Origin of the sequence: Tahibacter aquaticus, from assembly GCF_004363655.1 — a bacterium.
GTDB lineage: Bacteria > Pseudomonadota > Gammaproteobacteria > Xanthomonadales > Rhodanobacteraceae > Tahibacter > Tahibacter aquaticus.
Genome location: NZ_SNZH01000006.1, coordinates 78898 through 100751, shown reverse-complemented (window position 1 = coordinate 100751; position 21854 = coordinate 78898). Strand labels below are relative to the sequence as shown.

Sequence of the window (21854 nt, the reverse complement as noted above, 5' to 3'; positions counted from 1 at the left end):
CGTCTTCAGTTTTCTCCCTCCACCGGTTTTCCACGACGACACGGCCTGGGCACTCTTGCCCGCCGCTGACAATATTTACCTAAGCGCGGATGTATGGCCCTGGATGGCTGTCGGGAACGCTCTGGGTTCAACTAGGAGCTTTCCATGTCTTTCGACAACCTCGGGCTGTCGCCTGCCCTGCTGTGCGCGCTCAACGAACAAGGCTACACCAACCCCACGCCGATCCAGTCCGAAGCGATTCCGCTGGTCCTCGCCGGCCGCGATCTGCTCGCCGGCGCACAGACCGGCACCGGCAAGACCGCCGCGTTCGCGCTGCCGCTGCTGGAACGGCTTTACCCCAAGGGTGCGCTGCGCACCGACCAGCCGCGCAAGATCCGCGCCCTGGTACTCACCCCGACGCGTGAACTGGCCGTACAGGTGCACGAAAGCATCCGCGCCTACGGCAAGAACATCCGCTTTGCCTCTTGCACCATCTTCGGTGGCGTCGGCATGGGCGGCCAGGTGCAGTCGCTGCGCCGCGGCATGGACATCGTCGTGGCCACGCCGGGCCGCCTGATCGACCATCTCGACCAGCGCACGCTGAACCTGCGCGACGTGGAAATCCTGGTACTGGACGAAGCCGACCGCATGCTCGACATGGGCTTCCTGCCGGCGATCAAGAAAATCCTCGGCCAGTTGCCGCGCCAGCGCCAGAACCTGATGTTCTCGGCCACCTATGCCGAAGACATCCGCAAGCTCGCCACGGAAATGCTCAACGATCCGGCGCAGATCCAGATCGCACAGCAGAACAGCGTCGCCACCGGCGTCGAACACCGCGTCTACGCCGTCGACAACGACCGCAAGAAGGACGTGCTGGTCGAACTGCTGGCGCAGGACAGCCGCCGCCAGACCCTGGTGTTCGGCCGCACCAAGCACGGCTCGGACCGTCTCGCCCGCCAGCTGGTCCAGGCCGGCTTCAAGGCTGACGCCATCCACGGCAACAAGAGCCAGAACGCGCGCCAGCGCGCACTGAAAGATTTCAAGGACGGCCGCATCACCGTGCTGGTCGCCACCGACATTGCCGCCCGCGGCCTGGACATCGACCAGCTGCCGGTCGTGATCAACTACGACCTGCCCATGGTGGCTGCCGACTACGTGCATCGCATCGGCCGTACCGGCCGCGCCGGCCACGACGGCCTGGCCCTGTCCCTGGTAAGCCGTGACGAGCAGGCCCTGCTCAACGAAATTCAGCGCCTGCTCAAACGCGATATTGAAATTGCCGTGCTGCCGGGCTTCGAACCGAAAATTCCGCTGCGCACCGGTGCCGATGCCCAGCGCGCCGCAAAGCCTGGCCGTGGCGCACGCCGTCCGCATGCCGCCCAGCCCAACGTCGGTGGCAAGCACCACGCCGGCAAGGACCAGCGTCGCGGTGGTGGTGCCGGCGCAGGCGCCGGCACCGGCCAGGGTCGTCGCGCTGGCGGCGGCCGCAGTGCCGGCGGTGCCGGTGGCGGCGGTCGCAGTGCTGGTGGCGCCAATGGCGGTGGCGGCAGTGCGCGTGGTCCGCGTTCGCCGCGCTAAACCGCAGCCACAGGCATAGCTGTCAATACAACGCGCACCGGTTCGCCGGTGCGCGTTTTTTATGCGTGTGGAAAAGCCGCCGATGCCCTGCACCGGCGGCCTGCCCTGGGTGCTTTCGCCGGGCCCTTCACGAACACGGCCAAGCCTGACAGGTTTACCGCCACAGCTTTCCGGTTCCGTTACCGCCGCGCCGCTCCCGCTCATGCACCCATCGGGAACCGCGACGCTATCGGCGAACCTTACGGGCTGGTATAGCTGGCCTGCAGCGAAACGCCGGAGAACGTCGAGAACGCCCGCAGCACGACGTAGTAGGTGCCGGCCTGAACATTGGCAATTGTGCAGGTTTCCGCGTTGCCGCCGATATAGGGGCGGCAGTCGTAGCTCGACGCCGTCGGTGCGGAGCCGAACTTGACGTAGAGATCGGCATCACCCGTTCCGCCGGAAGTGACGAAGCTGAGATTCGTCGCGCCCGCGGGAACGGCGAGCGTATACGTTGCCGTCGTCAGGCCCGAGCCGGTTCCCAGTCCGCTCACCGCGACGCCGTTGCACAGCATCGTGCCGCCGCAGCCGCCCGCATAGACCGCCACCGGCAGGGTCTTCGTCTGCGTCGCTCCGGCGTTGTCGGTAACCGTCAGCGAGACGCTATACGTGCCGGCCACGCTGTAGGTCTTGCTCGGGTTGATCGCGCTCGACGTGGTGCCGTCGCCGAAGTTCCACGCCCGCGCAACGACAGTGCCGTCGGCATCGGTGGAGGTATCGGTGAACGTCGCGGTCAGCCCACTGGCCACGAACGAGAAGTTCGCGACAGGGACGATATTCGCTCCGCCCGTCGTGAAGCTGCCCGTCAGCGAGACGCCGGAGAACGCCGAGTACGCGCGCAACACGACGTAGTACGTGCCGGCCTGCACATTCGCGATGCTGCAGGTTTCTGCGTTGCCGCCGATGTAGGGACGGCAGTCGTAGCTCGACGTCGTCGGTGCGGAGCCGAACTTGACGTAGAGATCCGCATCGCCAGTGCCGCCGGCGGTGACGAAGCTGAGGTTCGTCGCGCCCGCAGGAACGACCAGGCTATAGGTCGCCGTCGTACCGCCCGCGGCAGCGGCCAGGCCGGTCGCGGCAACGCCGTTGCACAGCACCGTGCCGCCGCAGCCGCTGGAGACGAGCGTCACCGGCGCCGTCTTCGTATGCGTCGCGCCGGCGTTGTCCGTCACGGTCAGCGACACGGTATACGTGCCGGCGGCACTGTAGGTCTTGCCGGGATTCGTCGCGCTCGACGTGGTGCCGTCGCCGAAACTCCAGGCCCGCGCAACGATGCTGCCGTCGCTGTCGCTGGAGCTATCCGTGAAGGTGGCCACAAGCCCGTTCGTCATGAAGCTGAAGTTCGCGGTCGGCGCGATGTTTGCCGGCGTGCCGACGCCGATCGACTTGGTGACTGTGTTGGTCGCACCGCTGTTGTCCGTCACGCTCAAGCTGACGCTGTAGGTGCCGCTGGCCGTATACGTTTTTACCGGGCTGGTCGCCGTCGATGTCGTGCCGTCGCCGAAGTTCCACAGGCGCGAGGCAATCGTGCCGTCGGCATCGCTGGACGCATCGGCGAACGTCACGGTCAGGTTTGCCGTGGTCTGCGAGAAGTTGGCGATCGGCGGCACATTGCCACCGCCGGCGGCGTAGATCTCGGCCGTCGCGACCGGGCCGGAGCCACCGGTGAACAGCACATTGCCCGTATTCAGCAAGGTGGCCGTGAACATGCGCGAACGCGCGGCGGCCAATGCACCCGCATCCGACCAGGTTCCCGCGGCGGTGTTATAGCGCTCCAGGCTGGTCGTCACGGAGGAGTTGGTATAGCCGCCGCTGACCAGCACACCGCCATCGGCCAGTGCCACGGCGAGCTGGCCCGAACGCGGCGTCGCCATGGCGCCGGTGGTGGAAAAGGTCTGCGTCGCGGGATCGAACAGTTCGGCACTGCCCTGCTTGCCCGCACTGTTGTGTCCACCGGCAATGAGGATGCGGCCATCGGCCAGACGCGTTGCCGTAGCCGACGTGCGCGCCGTCGCCATCGAGCCCGTGGCACTCCAGGTACCCGTTGCGGGATTCCAGATCTCGGCGCTCGTCAGATAGGCATTCGAATTGTCCTGGCCACCTGCCAGCAGCACGCGACCGTCCACCAGCCGCGCCGCACTGGCACGCAGCCGTGAAGTGCTCAGGCTGATGGCCTGGCTGAACTGGCCGCTGGCCGGATCGAATACCTGGGAATTGGTGCTGTCGATGACGAGCACCTTGCCATCGAGCAAGGTGACGGTAGTGGGATAGGTCGTCGAGGTATTACCGGTCAGCGAACCTGCCGTCATGCTCCAGCTCGCGCTGGACGGATCGTAGATTTCGGCGCTGCGCAGGAATTCGCCACCGGAAGCGGTCTGCCGCACACCGCCAACGACGAGGATGCGTCCGTCGGCCAGCGTGGCCACGCCGGCCTGGCTGCGCGCCACGATGAGCGGCGAAGCCAGCGCGAAAGAGCCGCTGGCCGGATCGTAGATTTCGACGCTGGTGGTACTGAGGCCGCCGCTGGAGTAGCCGCCTGCGACAAGCACGCGGCCATCGGGCAGCCTGGCAGCCGCGTGGTCGGCGCGGACCAGCGACATGGCGCCGGTAGGTTCCACGGCGTCCGCGGCCGGCGCGACGGACAGCAGCAGAAGCATCGCCGAGAACAACTGAAACATTAACGGTCGTGTGTATCGGAGTGAACAGAGCATGGTGGTGATCATCTCGCGAGGGTTGTGGGAAAAAGGGGTGGAAAGGCAGCGTACCGATCAAGACTGTCGGAAAAATTGCAAAACGGAGCGCGCTGGCGGCGCGAGATCAGCCGCGTGGATGGCAGCTGGCGGACAGCATCCCGCGCGGCCGTCTCAAAGCCTGCGCCGAAACGGCCCGGCGAACCGCGCACGCCAGGCATTGGCCCGCCGTGCGCCCTGCTGCCGGATGCGACCGGCCTGCTGCCCAGCCGCCCAGCCCGCACGGCGCCGGCTGCACAAGCGCGCTATGCAGCCGCGATGCACCCGTCTTGTTTCAGGGCCAGCACTTCCTGTGCGAACCTCGGCACTTTCCCGACTGGCACCGCCATGGCTACGACCGCTGCTGCTCCCCTGCGCCTGGCTTCGGTCGACATCCTGCGCGGCCTTACCGTCGCGGCTATGCTGCTGGTCAACAATGCTGGCGACTGGAACCATGTCTGGCCCTGGCTTGAACACGCGAGCTGGCACGGCTGCCTTGCGGCAGACTATATTTTTCCCTTATTCCTGTTCATCGCCGGCGCTTCGCTGAGCCTGGCGCTTGAGCCGCAGCTCGAACGCGGCGCCGAGCCGCGCCGCCTGGCACGCGCCGTGCTGCTGCGCGCACTGCGCATCGTCGCCGTCGGCCTCCTGCTGCATGTCGCTGCCGCCCTGCTGATCCCCGAGCGCAGCCTACGCCTGCCCGGCGTATTGCAGCGCATCGGCCTGTGCCTGGCCGTGGCCGGCCCCGTCGCGATTTACCTGCGCGAGCGTGCGCAATGGACAGTGTTCGCTGCACTTGTGCTGGGCTATGCCTGCCTGCTCGCCATCGGCGGCGTCGCCCAGGCCGACAGCCTCAACCTGCGCATCGACACCGCAGTGCTCGGCCGCTATGCGTACGCATTCGATGCCGCCAGCGGCCGCGCCTTCGATCCGGAAGGCGTACTGAGCACGCTGGGCGCGCTGGCGACCACCGTCCTGGGTTTGCGCGCGGGCAGTTGGCTACGCCGCGGCAACCTGCGCGCGCTGATCGGCTGTGGCGCCCTGCTGGCGGTGCTCGGCGGCCTTTGGAATTTCGCACTGCCGTTCAACAAGGCATTGTGGACACCGAGCTATGTGCTGTGGACCGGCGGCGTGGCCTTGCTGGTGCTTGCCCTGGCCCACCAGTTCGTCGATCGTCACGGCCTGTGGCTGCCGGGCCGGGCCTTGGGACTGAACGCCATACTGGCCTATGCGGGCTCGTGGCTGATGGTGTGTCTGCTTGCTGCCTTCGGCGCCGACAGCTGGTTGTACGAGCAGGCGTTTGCGCGCTGGATCACACCGCTCTTCGGTCCCGAAGCCGCTTCTGCCGCGTGGGCTTGCGCAATTGTCGCCATTTGGTGGACGGTGGCGATTGGCCTGGATCGGCGACGCTGGTACTGGAAGGTCTGAACGGTGCGATGGCGAGTGGGTGAATTTTCCGACTGCGTTTCAAATCGGCCGTTGTATCGAAACAAACTGTCGCCGAGCCACACGGACATTCCTTTTCCCGGCGCCGTGGGCAAAACCAGCCGTAAGGGGGTCATGGCGAACGTGGCGCCTGTCGGGTAATTGCCGAAAAAAATAAGAACGCAGAGTGCAGGCCATTCGGTCAATACGGGCGAGGGGCAAAGCGAATCGCTTGCGCCAGCCCGGGACGAAGGCTCCGATCAAAACAAAAGCTCTGCGCGAGCCGGAATCTCTGCACAAAGCAAACGCCGTGCAAAGCCAAAGTCCGATCAAAGCAAAGCCCCGCCAAGACTGAGGCTTCGCCCAAACGAAGCCTCAGCCCGCAAAATCTCCGCTACGGCTGAAACCCGTTCGCGAAAATCGGATCGCTCCCGCCCGTGCACATGCCCGGCACCTGTGCGTGCGTCAGGCTGATGTCGTCGACATACCAGCCCTGCCCCGCCTGGCCGCCGTCCGTGCGGTACAGCCAGCGTAATTGCACGGTCTGGCCCGCATATGCCGCCAGGCTGATCTGCGACTGGGTCCACGTGGTCAAGTGATTGGTGCCGGTGAATGCGCCGGAACCCTGGGCAATGCCGCAGAGGTTGCCGCCGTTGCTGATGGTCGAGGGATAGCCACCGGTCGGGGTCAAGCGGGTCCAGCTGGTGCCGTTGTCGGTGGAGATTTCCACAACGCCGCCGTCGTAGCCTTGTTCGATGTCCCACAGACTCCAGAACGACAGCTGCTGGCTTTGTCCGGCCGTCAGGACGAGGTTCTGGCTGACCAGTGATACGCACAGGTTGTTGGCCGAGGTCGACCAGAAGCTCTGCGTGCCGTTGCGGATGCGTGTGGTCGAGGTATGCCAGCCGGCGTGCTGCACGCTGTTGCCGGACTCGGTCACGGGTGCCGCGCTGGAGGTATCGAACGGCGGCTCGCCCGGTTCGGCACCGGAAGCGAAGGTGCCGTCGGTCAGCGGTCCGGTGGCGTAACCGGACAGTTCGATCGCATTGCCGTCCTCCACGCCGTTGGCGCCGTCGGTGGAGCGCACGACGTAGTAGCGGTTGACGCCGCCGGCGACGCCGCTGTCGGCATAGCTCGCGCCACTGACGCCGGTGGCGATGCGATTGCCTGCGGCCGGCGTGAAGCCAGCACTGTCGCCGCGATACACCGAATAGCTGGCCGGGCCGCCACAGGCCGGTGCTGCCGCATTCCAGGCCAGGTTCAACTGGCAGCTGGCCGTGCCGGCGTTGGTGATGCCGGTCAGGCCATTGAACAGCGGCGGTGCGTTGCAGGCGCCGGTGGTCTGGGCTTCGACGCAGCTCGATGCGGTCGATACGCACTGCCCGCTGGCATTCTTTTCCACCACGCGATAGCCGTAGGTGACCAGGCCCGAGGCGGTGTTGTCGGTAAAGGTCGGCGTGGTCAGGTTCTGGCCGATGCGCGCGAAGGCACCAGCGCAACCGCCTTGGGCGCGCTCCACGTCCCAGACGTTGCCGCTGCTGCCCGAGCCGGTCCAGCCCAGGCTGATCTGCTGGTTGCCGCTCGGCGTGGCGGTGAAGCCGCCCGGCGTCGCCACCGGCGTGCACAGCTGCGGCTGCACCACGAAAAAGCCTTCGTCGATGCCGGTGAGGATTACATTGCCGCTGCCAGGAAAACGGTAATTGTTCCAATTGCCATTGAACTCGGCGTTGTTGCTGGCCGGGTAGACGTCGAAATAGGCCACTTCGGTCATCTGCGCCTGGGACAGGTTGTCCAGGCGCAGGATGCGCAGGCCGGCCTCGTAGTTGGACTCGTACACGTACTGGCCATGCACGTAGAGGTTGTGGTCGATCACGCTGAGTGCGTGCTGGTGGTAGCCGACCAGCACCGGCGCATCGAGATCGGACAGGTCGAATACCAGGGTGCGGGCGTTGTGGCCGAACTGGCTTTCGTCGAGTTCGTCGTTGAGCAGGGCGTAGCGCTGGTCTTCGGTGAACCAGGCCTGGTGCGGATAGCCCGCACCGGTCCAGGTCAGCGAAGACAGGGTCACCGGTGCCGCCTTGCTGGTCACGTCGACGATGGCGAGGCGGTCGGTAGGTCCGTTCGCATTCAGGCAGATTTCCTTGCCCTGGTGCTGGGTGTCCGGACCGTGGTAGTTGAAGCACTGGCTTTCGTGGGTATAGCCGCCGGTGGCCACGCAGCTCACGAAAGTGGGGTTGTCCGGCGTATGGATGTCGTAGATGCGCAGCCCGCCGACCGCGGTCGGCGCGGGACAGGTGTCGCTGCCGGCGACGTAGGCGAAGCCGGTGGTCTCGTTGATGCCGATGGTATGGCCGCGGCCGAAGTCGCCCCGGTAGGCGTCTTCGGTGAAGGTCTGCGGCGTGGTCACGCCGCGCAGCCGGGTCAGGTCGAACACCTGCAGGCCGTGGCTGCCGTTGTTGTCGCTGACCACGTAGGCATGGTCGGCATAGACGCGCACGTCGCGCCAGGCCGAGCTACCGGTCTTGGTCGGCAGCTTGCCCAGGTATTTGGGATGGGTGGCATCGGCCAGTTCGAACATGGCCAGGCCGTTGTTCGCGCCGATCAGGGCGTATTCGATCTGCGTGGTCGGATCGGTCCAGCCCCACAGGCTGTTGGTGCTGGTGGCGGCGAATGTTGCCACCGGCGTGAACGAAAGCAGGTCCACATTGGAACAGGGATAGGTTGCCGCCATGCCGTTGACGCAGGGCGTATTGTGCAGAGGCGCCAGCGGCTGCGGCCGCGCCGGCCGCGCATCCAGCAGGGCCTGGTCGCGCGGATTCAGCGCGCCGGGCTCGGTCCAGGCCGCCACGGCGGACATCGCCAGGCCTGCGCCGCACAAATGCACAAGCAACGCGCACAGGCGCGAGGTCGCAATGGTCTTCATGAAGCGGTTCTCCCCAACCGTAATTATCTGATTCTAGGCGGAAAGACCTCGCCGAAACATGCATCGGCCGCGGCATATTGTTCCAACCCGCGTGCATGGCAACGCGTACGGGACTTCCGTCAGGGGCAGGCCCAGCCAATTCCGTTTAGGATCGGCGCCCGTTTACCTGTCCGGAGTGCGTTTCCATGAAGAACCGTCTTGCCGTCGCCCTGGCCCTCGCGCTGGGCATCGCGGCTCCGCTGTACGCCGCCGACAAGGCGGCTCCCGCCGCGGCAACCGCCGCCGCCGCGAGCAAACCCGACATGGCCAACAATCCTTTCGCCAAGCCCAGCACCCTGCCGTTCCAGTATCCGGCCTTCGACAAGATCAAGAACGAGCACTTCGTGCCGGCCATGGAAGCCGGCATGCTGGAGCACCGCGCCGAGATCGACGCGATCGCCAACGCCAAGGACGCACCGACCTTCGACAACACCATCGTTGCGATGGAAAAGGCCGGTCAGTTGCTCAACCGCGCCACCACGGTGTTCTTCAACCTCAGCGGCGCCAATACCAACGACACGATCGAGAAGATCCAGAGCGAAATGGCGCCGAAGCTGTCGGCCCACCAGGATGCCATTGCACTGAATCCCAAGCTGTTCGCCCGCGTGCAGGCGCTGTACGACAAGCGCGACGGCCTGGGCCTGGACGCGGAAAGCAAGCGCCTGGTCGAGCGCTACTACACCGACTTCGTCCGCGCCGGCGCCAAGCTCAACGAGGCCGACAAGGGCAAGCTCAAGGCGATGAATTCCGAGCTGGCCACGCTGCAAACCTCGTTCAGCCAGAACATGTTGAAGGAAAACAACGCGAATGCAGTGATCGTCGACAGCAAGGAAGAACTCAAGGGCATGTCGGAAGCCGGCATCGCCGCGGCAGCCGAAGCCGCCAAGCAGCGCAAGCTCGACGGCAAGTACGTCATCGCGCTGCAGAACACCTCGGGCCAGCCGGCGCTGGCGCAATTGCAGAACCGCGCCCTGCGCGAACGCCTGCAGAAGGCCTCGGTCAATCGCGCCAGCCATGGCGGCGAATTCGACAATCGCGCCATCGTGGCCAAGGTGGCGAAGATCCGCGCCGAGCGCGCTGCGCTGCTGGGCTACGAGAACCACGCCGCGTATACGCTGGAAGACGAAACCGCCAAGACCGTGAAGGCCGTCAACGACCGCCTCGCCCAGCTTGCCCCGGCTGCCGTGACCAATGCGAAGAAGGAAGCGGCCGACCTGCAGGCGATGATCGACAAGGAAAAGGGCGGCTTCCAGCTCGCCGCCTGGGACTGGTCCTACTACGCCGAAAAAGTACGTTCGGAAAAGTATAGTTTTGACGAAAGCCAGCTGCGTCCGTATTTCGAGTTCGACAATGTGCTGAAGAACGGCGTGTTCTTCGCCGCCAACAAGCTGTACGGCCTGAGCTTCAAGGAACGCACCGACCTGCCGGTCTACAACCCGGACGTGCGCGTGTTCGACGTGACCGATGCCGACGGCAAGCCGCTGGCGATCTTCCTGGTCGACTGGTATGCGCGCGACAACAAGCGCGGCGGCGCCTGGATGAACGAATACGTGTCGCAGAGCGGCCTGTTCGGCACGCATCCGGTGGTGGCCAACCACCTCAACATTCCCAAGCCGCCCAAGGGCGAGCCGACCCTGCTGAGCTTCGACGAGGTGAATACGGCATTCCACGAATTCGGCCATGCCTTGCACGGCATGTTCTCGAACGTGAAATACCCGCGTTTCTCCGGCACCAGCGTGCCGCGCGACTTCGTCGAATATCCGTCCCAGGTCAATGAAATGTGGATGACCTGGCCGGAAATCATGAAGAACTACGCCAAGCACTACAAAACCGGCGAACCGATTCCGCAGGCACTGGTAGACAAGGTGCTGGCGGCACAGAAGTTCAACCAGGGCTTTACCACCACCGAGTACCTGGGTGCGGCCCTGCTCGACCAGTCCTGGCACCAGATCAAGGCTGCCGATGCGCCCGGCGCCGACGGCGTACTCGGCTTCGAAGCCGCTGCGCTGAAGAAGGCTGGCGTCGATTTCGCGCCGGTACCGCCGCGTTACCGCAGTGCGTATTTCTCCCACATCATGGGTGGCTACGCTGCCGGCTACTACGCCTACATCTGGAGCGAAGTGCTGGATGCAGACAGCGTGGAATGGTTCAAGGAAAACGGCGGCCTCAAGCGCGAGAACGGCGATCATTTCCGCAAGACCCTGCTTTCCCGCGGCGGCAGCGAAGATGCGATGCAGCTGTTCAAGGATTTCCGCGGCCGCGATCCGGACGTCAAGCCGCTGCTGGAACGCCGCGGCCTGGACGCAAAGTAAAACCGCCTGAAACAACCGATCCGGCACAACAGGCCGGACAGTAAACGTATTGCCCACTTCAGCCCGCGGCCCTTTTGGCCGCGGGTTTTTTTGTGCCTGTGCTGCTACGGCCACGCCCGTGCCGACCAGCGGCAGTACGGTGGCGAAGGCCGGGCCTGGCGGCTGTTGACCTATTGCCAGGTTTGACCCGACCGGGTTATACCCCGACACTGCGCATCCAGGGGACGGGGGCAGGGGAAGCAACGTGGGGTTTTTCGCTTTTTTCCAACGGATTTTTGGCGGCGGCAAGACCGCCACTGCAGAGCGCCGCGACAAGCCGCGCATGAATGCGCGCGAAGGCACCCGCGTACTGATCGTCGACGACTCGCCGACCATCGTCGCGCTGCTGCGCAAACTGCTGCAACAGAACGGCTATGCCACGCTGGAAGCCGGCGATGCGGAAGAAGGCATACGCATGGCCCAGGCCGAGGCGCCCGACCTGATCTTTCTCGATATTGTCCTGCCGGGCATGAACGGTTTTGCCGCGCTGCGCCAGCTGCGCCGCGACCCGCGCACCAAGGACATTCCCATCATCATGATCAGCGGCAACGAACAGGCGACCGAGCAGTTCTACGCCCAGCGCATCGGCGCCGACGACTTCATGAAAAAGCCGTTCTCCCGCGCCGAAGTGTTCATGCGCATCGAGCGCCTGCTGAATGCGGAGAAGGTGCCCTACCGCACCTCGCAAGGCGGCGGCCGGCGCGAAGCCTAAGCTGCTGCGTACCGCCCTGACGGTTCGACCAGCGGGCCTGCCCGCCCCGATACAGCTGCCAGACTCGCGCTTCCAGCAGCCCTCTTCGACAAACAAACGGCGGTCGCCGCGCCTACGGCACCGACGCGGAAGCCGCGCAGGGGTTGGGTTCGAAATCGTCGATGAACAGGGTGTCTTCCGGATTGGTGCGCCAGTCGATGTCCTGGAACAGCGGCAGGGTCAGGTCGACCTTGTTGAAGATGCTGCGGTTCAAGGACGGCCCCATCAGCAGGTTGGGGAAGTCCTCGGAATGGAAATGCGATACCGATGAACCGGTCCGCACCGGATTCGGTGCGAACATGCGCACGCAGCCCTGCTGCGTGCCGGCCAGACCGGCGCCGGTCTGCACGCCCAGCTTCGCATTCACACCGGGTGCCGGCAGATTGGCTTTCATCGCCGTGCCTGCCGCCTGGGTGGTGCCCAGCGAAGGGATCGTGATGGTCGGATCGACACCGCTCATGCCGGGCAGGCCCGCAGCATTGTTGGCGATGATCACGCCGACGGCCCCTCCGTCCTGCGCATTCTTTACTTTTATCGTAAAATCACAAGTACCGCGATCGATCAGGGCCATCTTGCCGGCGATGGCCGCAGCGTTGACGAAGGGCGTTTCGCAGCCGTCCGTGGCGGTGCCGCTGCCGTCATTGACCAGTACCACGTCGGCAGTGACCGGGTTGGCTGCCACGCTGGCGCCGAATTCGGCGGTCTGGGCGTCGTAGACGCCGGCAATGCCGGCCGGCGTATTCACCGTGACCTTGGCCGGCGGACCGAGGAACTTCTTTGACTGCTTGTTCACCCGCTTGCTGGTCCAGACCAGACCAGACCAGACCAGATCAGGTCGGGATCGGTAATCGCCGACGCGACGCGTTCGGCATTCGTCATCGCGCTCCAGTATTTGCCGGTCTCGGTGTCGTACGGGTAGGTCGCCCAGATCGGCGGCGACGAGGTCAGGTACGCGCCCGTCGCGGGATTGGTTCGCCGCAGCGGGTTTTTCTCCACCATTGCCAGCGGCAAGGCTGCCGCAGGCGCAAAGGAACAGGCCGCCAGGGGCGGCCGCAAAATGGGACTTGGACTTGGTTATGTGTCTCCAGCGCGGAGTTGCCCGCGATGGGACCGTTATCGATGCTAAAGCGGCCCCATCGACTCGAGCCGGAGCAGGCTTGCAGACACCTGCCGCCCTGAGGCAGACAGCAGCCGCCCCTTCGGTCGGCAACTGCCACGGCATTGCGCCTGAGCGCTGTGCCGTATTTTCGTCGGCGACGATGGCTCATAGCACCGTTGCATGGGGCGACAAAGAACGCCAGCAGATGGTCGGCCGGCGTGCCCGCCCTGCACCAGGGTAGCCGCGGGTCAGCGCAGGAATTCGCCAATCAGGCGCGGCTCCAGCAGAGCCATGAACAGCACGCCGAAACCGGCGCCCCACAAGTGCGCGCTGTGGTTGATGTTGTCCTGGGACTGGCGATCCATGTACCAGGTATAGGCGAGATAGATCACGCCGAACACGATCGCCGGCATGGGGATGAAGAAGAACGCGAGCGTGGAACCCGGTGCTACCAGGATGAACGCGAACAGCACCGCCGAGACGGCGCCGGAAGCGCCCAGACTGCGATAGTTCGGGTCGTTCTGGTGCTTGAGGTAGCTGGGCAGTATCGACACCACCAGCCCACCCAGGTAGAGCAGCGGCAGGCCCAGCGGCCCGATCAGGCGGCCTAGCACGATCTCCATGTTCCGGCCGAAAAAGAACATAGTGAACATGTTGAAGAATAGATGCATGCCGTCGGCATGGATCAGTCCATACGACAGCAGGCGCCAGTATTCCTTCTTGCGCTTCACCGCCGGCGGCCAGAGGATCAGCTGCTGCTGCAGGCGCGGATTGCCCCAGGCAATGATGGACACGGCGACAGTGACGCCGATGATGATCAGGGTAACCAGCATGAACAGGAACTCCGTAAAAGGTCTCTGCAACCTGCGCCGCGAACCCGTGCTGCAAAATTCGCGACGTGAATCCGCACGTAGGTCGGGGTAAGCCGCAGGCGCACCCCGACATCGAGGTGGTTCACCATCGAAGATCCCCGTGCTGAAGAAGTTTTCCTCCGGAACGCGGCGAGATTCCTTCGGCACAGGCTTTTCGTCGGTGGGTACACCTCGATGTCGGGGCGCACCTGCGGCTTATCCCAACCTACGCTCTTCGGTGTTTCACCGGCCTGGCTTGAACAGCGCCGCGTCGATGATCGACCACAGATGGATCACCCAGCCCAGCAGGATCAGCCACAGCAAGGCGGCAAGCACGAACTGCACCGCGGCCATCAGCACGCGGCCCTGTACCAGCTGGCCCAGGCCGGGGATGAAAAAGCTGCACAAGGCGGCAATGACATTGCCGGCGGAACCCTGGCCTGCGCTCATGGATAGCTTGTCCTCACGAAAGTCATGCACGAGTTTCGCAGATGTTGCCGGCTGCCAGGAAATTCAAGCGGCTGCGGTTGCTTTCGGTGCAGGCGCGGACTAGTGTCCCGCCACTTGGACGGCCGCCGTGGGCCGTACTCTTCGGGGAGAATCGCGTGAATCCAGTTCGTTGTGCACTTGCCCTGGCCGTGGCTTTTGGCGTAACGGCAGCGGCACCCGCCGCCACGACCGCCGATGCGGACAGCTTCGTCGCCGCCGTCAACCAGGAACTGCGCGACAACTACGTCGAGATCACCGCCGCACAATGGGTGGCCGAAACCTATATCAACGGCGATACCGAAACCCTGGTGGCCAAGGCCAACGAACGCGCGCTGGGCCGGCTTTCTGTCAATGTGGACAAATCCAGGCAGTTCGACGGCCTAGCCGGCCTGTCGCCGCTGACCCGCCGCGGCATCGACCTGCTCAAGCTGCAGACGGCGATGCCGGCACCGAAAGATCCGGCCAAGCTGGCTGAACTGACCCAGATCGCCTCGCGCCTGAACGCCGCCTATGGCTCGGGCAAGTCCTGCAGCGACGAAGCCAAGCCCGAGACCTGCCGCAACCTCGACCAGCTGAGCAAGGTGCTGGCGGAGAATCGCGACTGGGATGCCGACCTGGAAGCCTGGACTGCCTGGCACCGCACGGCCCGCGGCATGCGCAAGGACTATGTGCGCTTCGCCGAACTGGTCAACGAAGGTTCGCGCGAGATGGGCTATGCCAATGCCGGCGACATGTGGCGCGCCGGCTACGACATGTCCTCGGCGGATTTCCGCAAGGAAACCGACCGCCTGTGGAGCCAGGTGCAGCCGCTGTACAAGGATCTGCAGTGCTATGCGCAGCACAAGCTTGAGCAGCAGTATCCGGGCAAGCTGGCCAAGGACGGCACCATTCCGGCGCATATCACCGGCAACATGTGGTCGCAGGACTGGGCCGCGCTGTATCCGCTGCTGCAGCCCTATCCCGGCGTGTCCAATCTCGACGTCGACGCGGCGCTGAAGGAAAAACAATACACGCCGGTCGCCATGGTGCAGCGTGCCGAGGATTTCTACAGCTCGGTCGGCTTTCCGCCGCTGCCGAAATCGTTCTACGAAAAATCGCAGCTGACCCGGCCGGCCGATCGCGACGTGGTCTGCCATGCCAGTGCCTGGGATCTCAATCTCGACGGCGACGTGCGCATCAAGATGTGCATCAACGCCAACGAGGAAGACTTCCGCACCATCTATCACGAACTCGGCCACATCTATTACTACCTGGCCTATAACACGCTGCCGCCGCTGTTCCAGACCGGGGCACACGACGGTTTCCACGAAGCCATCGGCGACACCATCCAGCTCAGCCTTACGCCGGGCTACCTGGCCCAGATCGGGCTGGCCGGCGCCACCCGGCCGAGCAAGGAAGCCATGCTCAATGCGCAGATGAAACTCGCGCTGGAGAAGATCGCCTTCCTGCCGTTCGGCAAGCTGATCGATGAATGGCGCTGGGGCGTGTTCGACGGCTCGATCAAGCCGGAAAACTACAACGCGGCCTGGTGGGCGCTGAAAAAGAAATACCAGGGCGTTGCCCCAAGCGTCACGCGCAGCGAGGAAGATTTCGATCCGGGCGCGAAATACCACGTACCGGGCAATACGCCGTACATGCGCTATTTCCTTGCCCACATCCTGCAGTTCCAGTTCCAGCGCGAGCTGTGCAAGGCCGGCGGCGTCAAAGGCCCGCTGCACGAGTGCTCGATCTACGGCAACAAGACTGCCGGCGCCAAGTACTGGGCCATGCTGCAGAAGGGCTCCAGCCAGCCCTGGCAGGAAACCCTGAAGGAACTCACCGGCAAGGGCGAAATGGACGCCTCGGCCATCCTCGACTACTTCGCGCCGCTGCATGCCTGGCTGAAGCAGCAGAACAAGGGCAAGAGCTGCGGCTGGGAATAAACGCGGCAGCCGGGCAACACCATCCCCGGCATGGGCCACCCGGCCGCGACGGGGATGGTGTTTGCCGCAGCACCCGGCGCTGCGAACCGCGAGTCGGCGCGACGCCGACGCCTCAGGCGCGCAACAGCAGCCGCACCAGCCACAGGCCGAACAAGGTCGCACCGACCGAGCCGATCACGTGCGCGGCAACCAGCGCACCGGCCCAGCCGTACTCGCCGCGTTCGAGCAGAAAACCTGCCTCGCCGGAAAATGTAGAAAAAGTAGTCAGGCCGCCGAGAAAGCCTGTGCCGACGAACAGCCGCCATTGCGGCGACAGCCCTGCATGCGCGTCGAACACACCCATCAGCACACCCATCAGCAGGCCGCCGCCGAGGTTGACCGCGAGCGTGCCCAACGGCAGTTGCACAAACAGCGGATTCAGCCACAGGCTCAGACCCCAGCGCAGCCACGCCCCGACTGCGGCGCCGACACCGACAGCGATGAAGGAAATCCACGGCATCAAACCTTTCCTCGGCAACTGGGCAAGCAGTGCAGTTTATGCGCTGGCCGCGCGCGGACGATCGTCGTAGGCTGCAGGCCTCGATTGCCGCACCCGCCAGGCACGCGCATGGTGCATCATGTCGCCCCTGCCGCGCTCCCGCCCTCCTGACGGAATCTATCCATGTCGCCGAATCCTGACCACCAGCAGCCGCTTAGCGAAGAAGACATCCAGACGCTGGCGCGTTTCCTCGACGAACGCGTGCTCGAACGCGACGGCATGAGTTTCGAAATGCTCGACGGCTATCTCACCGCCGTGCTGTCCGGCCCCGAACTGATCATGCCGTCGGAATGGCTGCCGCCGATCTGGACCGGCGAAGATCCCGGCGAAGCGCCGGTGGAAGTGTTCGAAGACCAGGCCGAAGCCGAACGCATGCTTGGCCTCGTCATGCGCCACTACAACACCATCGCCGGCGTGCTGGCCCAGGGCGGCGCCGAATTCGAGCCGTGGATCGGCGAAGTCGAGCTGGAAGACGGCGAAGTCGCCGCGTTTGCCCAGGAATGGGCGCTGGGCTATCTGCGCGGCATCGGCCTGCGCGAGGAAGCCTGGGACGAGCTGCTGTCCGACGAGGACTGGAGTGGCGACCTGGAAGCCCTGGACCTGCTCGCCCGTGGTCCCGACGACGAGGAAACCGGCGGCGAAGTCGCCAGCCAGGAACAGCGCGACGCGCTGATCGACGACCTGGTCGGCTTTGCCCTCGACGCCCACGACTTCTGGCTGGAACAACGCCTGACGCCCAGCACCGTGCGCCGCACCGAGCCCAAGCAGGGCCGCAACGACGACTGCCGCTGCGGCAGCGGCAAGAAATACAAGCAATGCTGCGGCAAAGGGCAGTAACGCCGCCACGACGGTAAAAGTGCACAGTGGGACAAGGCGCAGCCGCGCCCTGCCCACTGTGCAGTTGCGCCCACCCGCACCGATGGGAAAAAGCAACAAATGAACGTAGCACCCAAGCGCGGGCTGACCCTGCTGCTGGCCGGCCTGGCGATGTTCGGGCCGTTCGCGATCGACACCATGTTCCCGGCGTTCCCCGCCATCGCCGCGGAATTCAAGGCCGACGAATTCCAGCTGCAGCAGACGCTGTCGATCTACCTCATCGCGCTGGCCGTCATGTCGCTGCTGCACGGACCGCTGTCCGACGCGCTGGGGCGGCGCCCAGTGGTGATCGGCGGCGTGGCCTTGTTCACCCTCGCCTCGATCGGCTGTGCCCTGACCTGGTCGATAGAAAGCCTGTGGGCATTCCGCGCGCTGCAGGGCATGTGCGCCGGCGCGGGCTGGATCGTCGCCCGCGCCATCATGCGCGACCTTTACGATGGGCCGCAGGTGCAGCGGCTGATGTCGAACGTCTCCATGCTGTTCACCGTCGCGCCGGCACTGGCGCCGATGATCGGCGGCTGGGTGCTGCTGATGGGCCACTGGCGCTGGATCTTCTGGTTTCTCGCCCTCTGGGGCGGCCTGCTGCTGGTCGCCTCGATCTGGCGCCTGCCCGAATCGCATCCGCCGGAAAAGCGCATCGCCCTGCGTCCGCGCGCCCTGATCGGCGGCTATGTGGAAATGCTGCTGGACCGCCAGTTCTGGCCGCTGGCCATCGCCGGCACGATGAATTTCAGCGCCCTGTTCCTCTACATCTCCTCGGCGCCCGCCTTCGTGGTCGACCTGCTCAAGCTGGGTCCGCAGCAATTCGGCTGGCTGTTCGTGCCAGCGGTCAGCGGCATGTTCCTCGGCGCACTGCTGTCCAGCCGCCTGGCCGGACACCTCAGCGTGCCGCGCACTGTCGGCACCGGCTACCTGATCATGCTGGCGGCCTCAGCCGTGAATATCGGCACGGCGCTCTGGCTGCCGCAGCCGCAGCTGCCCTGGTCGGTGCTGCCCATAGGCCTGCACGCGATCGGCATTTCCCTGTCGTTTCCCAGCCTGACCCTGCTGCTGCTCGACCGTTTTCCGCTGCACCGTGGCGGCGCATCTTCGCTGCAGGCTTTCGTCAGCCTGGTATTCAATGCCGTGCTGGCCGGGCTGGTCGCGGTCGTGCTGTCCGGCTCGGCCTTGTACCTGGCCCTGGGCGCGGCGACGCTGACCCTGATCGGCTTCGTTGCCTGGCGCGTCTATCGCGTGCAGACGCGGCCGCAGGCGGCAGTGACCTGAGTGTTGCCACGATCTGCCGGCCGCGGCGCAAGCGTCGCGCCGGGTCGCAGCCGCGGCGCAGGCCGCATGCTATGTTTCGGCCCATTCACCCAGAGACCAAGCCCATGCAGCGATGGATCAAACTTCCCGACGGCCGCTTCGTCGATGCCAACCGCATCATGTACATCGGCAAAGTCGAAACCTATCCGCGCATCGACGAAGACGGCAACGACCTGGGCCAGGGCTATAACGTGAACATCGGCACCGACATTCCGCGCGAAACCCAGCTCACCGTCATGGGTGGCAAGGACGAAGTGCTGACCATGCTCAAACAGATCCTCGGCACGGCGCCGCCGGCCGCCTGACGCTTCATCGGCCCGCCGGTGCCCGCTGCGGCGCCCGGGCAGGCAGCACGGCATTGGTTGCGGCACAATAGCGGTCTTTGCGCCGGCTGCAGCGGCCGGCGCGCCTGACCGGTCGACCGATGAGCCTGCAAGCCAATTTCGAACAGATTCCGCTCAAGCAATACGCCGAGCGCGCCTATCTGGATTACTCCATGTACGTGGTACTGGACCGCGCCCTGCCCTTCGTCGGCGACGGGCTGAAGCCGGTACAGCGCCGCATCGTCTTCGCCATGAGCGAGCTGGGCCTGGACGCCGCGTCCAAGCCGAAGAAGTCGGCCCGCACCATCGGCGACGTCATCGGCAAATTCCATCCGCACGGCGATTCCGCCTGCTACGAAGCGCTGGTGCTGATGGCCCAGCCGTTCTCCTACCGCTATCCGCTGATCGAAGGCCAGGGCAACTTCGGTTCGCCCGACGATCCCAAGTCGTTCGCGGCCATGCGCTATACCGAATCCAAACTCACGCCGATGGCCTCGCTGCTGCTCAGCGAAATCGGCCAGGGCACGGTGGATTTCACGCCGAATTTCGACGGCACCCTGGAAGAACCGTCCTGGCTGCCGGCGCGTGTGCCGCACGTGCTGCTGAACGGCTCCATGGGCATCGCCGTCGGCATGGCCACCGACATTCCGCCGCACAACCTGCGCGAAATCGCCAGCGCCTGCATCCGCCTGCTCGACGATCCCGATGCCACCGTGCGCGACCTGTGCGAGCACGTACTGGGCCCCGACTACCCGACCCGCGCGGAAATCATCACCGCCAAGGCCGACCTGCAGGCCATGTACGAAACCGGCATCGGCAGCGTACGCGCACGCGCCGTGTATCTGAAAGAAGACGGCAACGTCGTCATCACCGCCCTGCCCTACCAGGTATCGCCGTCGAAGATCCTGGAGCAGATCGCGGCGCAGATGCGGGCGAAGAAACTGCCCATGCTGGAAGACCTTCGCGACGAATCCGATCACGAGAACCCGTGCCGCCTGGTGCTGATCCCGCGCTCCAATCGCGTCGACGCCGACGAGATGATGCAGCACCTGTTTGCCACGACCGACCTGGAAAAGAGCTACCGCGTCAATCTCAACATCATCGGCCTGGACGGCAGGCCGCAGGTGAAGAACCTCAAGCAGGTACTCAACGAATGGCTGCGCTTCCGCACCGACACGGTGACGCGCCGCCTCAACTACCGCCTGGCCAAGGTCGAACGCCGCCTGCACCTGCTGGAAGGCCTGCGCATCGCCTATCTGAACCTGGACGAAGTCATCCGCATCGTGCGCACCGAGGATGAACCCAAGCCGGTGCTGATGGCGCGCTTCAAGCTCAGCGAAGAACAGACCGACTACATCCTCGAAACCCGGCTGCGCCAGCTCGCGCGCCTGGAAGAGATGAAGATCAACGCCGAGCGCGACCAGCTCGAAGAAGAGCGCGCGCGCATCAATGTCATCCTCAATTCCAAGCAGCGCCTGAAGACGCTGATCAAGGACGAACTGAAGGAAGACGCGAAGAAATACGGCGACGAGCGCCGTTCGCCCATCGTCGAGCGCCAGGTCGCCCAGGCCCTGGACGAAGCCGCCCTGGTGGCAAGCGAACCCACCACCGTCGTGCTGTCGCAGAAAGGCTGGATCCGCGCCGCCAAGGGCCACGAAGTCGACCCAGCCGGCATGAACTACCGCGAAGGCGATGCCTTGCAGGCCTACGCGCGCGGGCGAACGACGCAGCAAGTAGCCTTTGTGGACTCCACCGGCCGCAGCTATTCCGCCGCCGCTCACAGCCTGCCCTCCGCCCGCGGCAACGGCGAGCCGCTGACCGGCCGCTTCGCCCCGCCTGCCGGCGCCCGCTTCGAGACCGTGGCCATGGCCGACGCCGACACGCGCCTGGTGCTGGCTTCCGACTTCGGCTACGGCTTCGTCACGCGCTTCGCCAACCTGATCGGCAACAAGAAGGCCGGCAAGCAGATTCTCAACATCGACGACAACGCCCACGTGCTTGCGCCGGCCTATATCGCCGACGCTGCGCGCGACCGCATCGTCGTCGTGACCAGTGCCGGGCATCTGCTCATGTTCTCGGTGGCCGAGCTGCCCGAACTGGAAAATGGCGGCAAAGGCAACAAATTGATCGAGATACCCAAAGCCAAGCTCGGCGACGGCGAACGCGTAGTCGGCATCACCGTCGTGACCGAAGGCAAAGGCGAAGTCACCTTGTATGCCGGCGCACGCAAACTCACCTTGCGCTGGGCCGACCTGGTCGAATACGGCGGCAATCGCGCCGGCCGCGGCGGACTGCTGCCGCGCGGGCTGCAGCGGGTGGAGCGGATCGAGACGAGTGGTTAGTGGATTGGGCTTGGGAAGAAATGCGTAGTTGGTTTCTTTTTGCTGGAAATGTAGAAAACCAAGTTGGCTACCGGCTCGAATTGATAGGCGTCGGTATTGCCGCGGTCTGCGGCGAAGGCAGTTTTTTCCCAGTACGCCTCAACGCCTGCCCCCTCTCCCATCTTCTCCCCCGACGCAGTCGGGGGAGAGGGGCTAAAGCGCAAACAACGCCCCGCAACATAACGCCACCGCCGTTGCCTTTGCTCGTGATTGTGCATTGGCTTTGGCACTTGCTTCTGCGCGCAGGAAGCGCGCC

The 21854-nt window shown here is 64.9% G+C and carries 16 protein-coding genes; 9 read left to right on the top strand and 7 right to left on the bottom strand.

The genetic code is table 11. The features are described 5' to 3' along the window. Window positions 1-144: 144 nt before the first annotated feature. Window positions 145-1557: a DEAD/DEAH box helicase gene (locus DFR29_RS11110; RefSeq protein ID WP_133818676.1), complete on the top strand. Its 1413-nt coding sequence runs from the start codon at window positions 145-147 to the stop codon at window positions 1555-1557. Window positions 1558-1796: 239 nt separating this feature from the next. On the opposite strand, the gene DFR29_RS30310 is transcribed toward DFR29_RS11110, so the two are convergent. Further along, entirely contained in the window at window positions 1797-4274 is a 2478-nt protein-coding gene (locus DFR29_RS30310; RefSeq protein ID WP_166654027.1) for a PKD domain-containing protein, read from the bottom strand. A 399-nt stretch (window positions 4275-4673) separates the two neighbouring features. Here DFR29_RS30310 and DFR29_RS11100 point away from each other — a divergent pair, with 399 nt between their 5' ends. Further along, a complete protein-coding gene (locus tag DFR29_RS11100) occupies window positions 4674-5753 on the top strand; it encodes an acyltransferase family protein (RefSeq protein ID WP_133818674.1) in 1080 nt (359 codons plus the stop codon). Between the two features lie 391 nt (window positions 5754-6144). On the opposite strand, the gene DFR29_RS11095 is transcribed toward DFR29_RS11100, so the two are convergent. Continuing rightward, entirely contained in the window at window positions 6145-8673 is a 2529-nt protein-coding gene (locus DFR29_RS11095; protein ID WP_133818673.1) for a choice-of-anchor B family protein, read from the bottom strand. A 185-nt stretch (window positions 8674-8858) separates the two neighbouring features. Here DFR29_RS11095 and DFR29_RS11090 point away from each other — a divergent pair, with 185 nt between their 5' ends. Both DFR29_RS11090 and DFR29_RS11085 read left to right on the top strand, forming a co-directional pair. Next, the gene (locus DFR29_RS11090; RefSeq protein WP_133818672.1) at window positions 8859-11024 is read left to right on the top strand and encodes a M3 family metallopeptidase; all 2166 of its coding nucleotides are present in this window, start codon (window positions 8859-8861) and stop codon (window positions 11022-11024) included. A gap of 244 nt (window positions 11025-11268) precedes the next feature. After that, the gene (locus DFR29_RS11085; protein WP_341829853.1) at window positions 11269-11775 is read left to right on the top strand and encodes a response regulator; all 507 of its coding nucleotides are present in this window, start codon (window positions 11269-11271) and stop codon (window positions 11773-11775) included. 112 nt (window positions 11776-11887) lie between these two features. Here the strand turns inward: DFR29_RS11085 and DFR29_RS29120 are convergent, their stop codons facing one another. From DFR29_RS29120 to DFR29_RS11070, 4 genes are all read right to left on the bottom strand, one after another. Then, window positions 11888-12607 carry a PA domain-containing protein gene (locus DFR29_RS29120; protein ID WP_166654026.1) on the bottom strand — a complete coding sequence of 240 codons (720 nt, stop codon included), beginning with the start codon at window positions 12605-12607 and terminating at the stop codon, window positions 11888-11890. Beyond that, the gene (locus tag DFR29_RS29115; RefSeq protein ID WP_166654025.1) at window positions 12604-12813 is read right to left on the bottom strand and encodes a hypothetical protein; all 210 of its coding nucleotides are present in this window, start codon (window positions 12811-12813) and stop codon (window positions 12604-12606) included. Before DFR29_RS29115 ends, DFR29_RS29120 begins: the two co-directional genes overlap by 4 nt. Window positions 12814-13161: 348 nt before the next feature. Beyond that, on the bottom strand, window positions 13162-13746 hold the full coding sequence (locus DFR29_RS11075; protein WP_133818670.1) for a rhomboid family intramembrane serine protease: 585 nt from the start codon (window positions 13744-13746) through the stop codon (window positions 13162-13164). 261 nt (window positions 13747-14007) lie between these two features. Further along, window positions 14008-14214, bottom strand: coding sequence for a hypothetical protein (locus DFR29_RS11070; RefSeq protein ID WP_133818669.1), 207 nt, complete (start codon window positions 14212-14214; stop codon window positions 14008-14010). A 155-nt stretch (window positions 14215-14369) separates the two neighbouring features. Here DFR29_RS11070 and DFR29_RS11065 point away from each other — a divergent pair, with 155 nt between their 5' ends. Next, window positions 14370-16175 (top strand): M2 family metallopeptidase, encoded by a 1806-nt coding sequence (locus tag DFR29_RS11065; RefSeq protein ID WP_425598830.1) that lies wholly within the window; start codon window positions 14370-14372, stop codon window positions 16173-16175. Between the two features lie 112 nt (window positions 16176-16287). Here DFR29_RS11065 and crcB read toward each other — a convergent pair whose 3' ends face one another. Further along, window positions 16288-16674: a fluoride efflux transporter CrcB gene (crcB, locus tag DFR29_RS11060; RefSeq protein ID WP_133818667.1), complete on the bottom strand. Its 387-nt coding sequence runs from the start codon at window positions 16672-16674 to the stop codon at window positions 16288-16290. A 162-nt stretch (window positions 16675-16836) separates the two neighbouring features. Between crcB and DFR29_RS11055 the strand changes: the two genes are divergently transcribed. The 4 genes from DFR29_RS11055 (at window position 16837) to parC (ending at window position 21559) form a co-directional block, all read left to right on the top strand. Further along, window positions 16837-17550, top strand: a complete 714-nt coding sequence (locus DFR29_RS11055) for a UPF0149 family protein (RefSeq protein WP_133818902.1) — start codon at window positions 16837-16839, stop codon at window positions 17548-17550. 99 nt (window positions 17551-17649) lie between these two features. Beyond that, window positions 17650-18855: a multidrug effflux MFS transporter gene (locus tag DFR29_RS11050; protein WP_133818666.1), complete on the top strand. Its 1206-nt coding sequence runs from the start codon at window positions 17650-17652 to the stop codon at window positions 18853-18855. 104 nt (window positions 18856-18959) lie between these two features. Further along, window positions 18960-19199, top strand: a complete 240-nt coding sequence (locus DFR29_RS11045; protein WP_133818665.1) for a hypothetical protein — start codon at window positions 18960-18962, stop codon at window positions 19197-19199. A gap of 119 nt (window positions 19200-19318) precedes the next feature. Continuing rightward, window positions 19319-21559, top strand: a complete 2241-nt coding sequence (gene parC / locus DFR29_RS11040) for a DNA topoisomerase IV subunit A (protein WP_133818664.1) — start codon at window positions 19319-19321, stop codon at window positions 21557-21559. Window positions 21560-21854: the final 295 nt, after the last annotated feature.

Coding starts and splice junctions, on each gene's coding strand:
- DFR29_RS29115 (WP_166654025.1), bottom strand. CDS start 12,813: ATGGTGGAGAAAAACCCGCTGCGGCGAACCAATCCCGCGACGGGCGCG.
- DFR29_RS11090 (WP_133818672.1), top strand. CDS start 8,859: ATGAAGAACCGTCTTGCCGTCGCCCTGGCCCTCGCGCTGGGCATCGCG.
- DFR29_RS11045 (WP_133818665.1), top strand. CDS start 18,960: ATGCAGCGATGGATCAAACTTCCCGACGGCCGCTTCGTCGATGCCAAC.
- DFR29_RS30310 (WP_166654027.1), bottom strand. CDS start 4,274: ATGTTTCAGTTGTTCTCGGCGATGCTTCTGCTGCTGTCCGTCGCGCCG.
- parC (WP_133818664.1), top strand. CDS start 19,319: ATGAGCCTGCAAGCCAATTTCGAACAGATTCCGCTCAAGCAATACGCC.
- DFR29_RS11095 (WP_133818673.1), bottom strand. CDS start 8,673: ATGAAGACCATTGCGACCTCGCGCCTGTGCGCGTTGCTTGTGCATTTG.
- DFR29_RS11050 (WP_133818666.1), top strand. CDS start 17,650: ATGAACGTAGCACCCAAGCGCGGGCTGACCCTGCTGCTGGCCGGCCTG.
- DFR29_RS11100 (WP_133818674.1), top strand. CDS start 4,674: ATGGCTACGACCGCTGCTGCTCCCCTGCGCCTGGCTTCGGTCGACATC.
- DFR29_RS11070 (WP_133818669.1), bottom strand. CDS start 14,214: ATGAGCGCAGGCCAGGGTTCCGCCGGCAATGTCATTGCCGCCTTGTGC.
- DFR29_RS11055 (WP_133818902.1), top strand. CDS start 16,837: ATGTCGCCGAATCCTGACCACCAGCAGCCGCTTAGCGAAGAAGACATC.
- DFR29_RS11075 (WP_133818670.1), bottom strand. CDS start 13,746: ATGCTGGTTACCCTGATCATCATCGGCGTCACTGTCGCCGTGTCCATC.
- DFR29_RS11110 (WP_133818676.1), top strand. CDS start 145: ATGTCTTTCGACAACCTCGGGCTGTCGCCTGCCCTGCTGTGCGCGCTC.
- crcB (WP_133818667.1), bottom strand. CDS start 16,674: ATGCCGTGGATTTCCTTCATCGCTGTCGGTGTCGGCGCCGCAGTCGGG.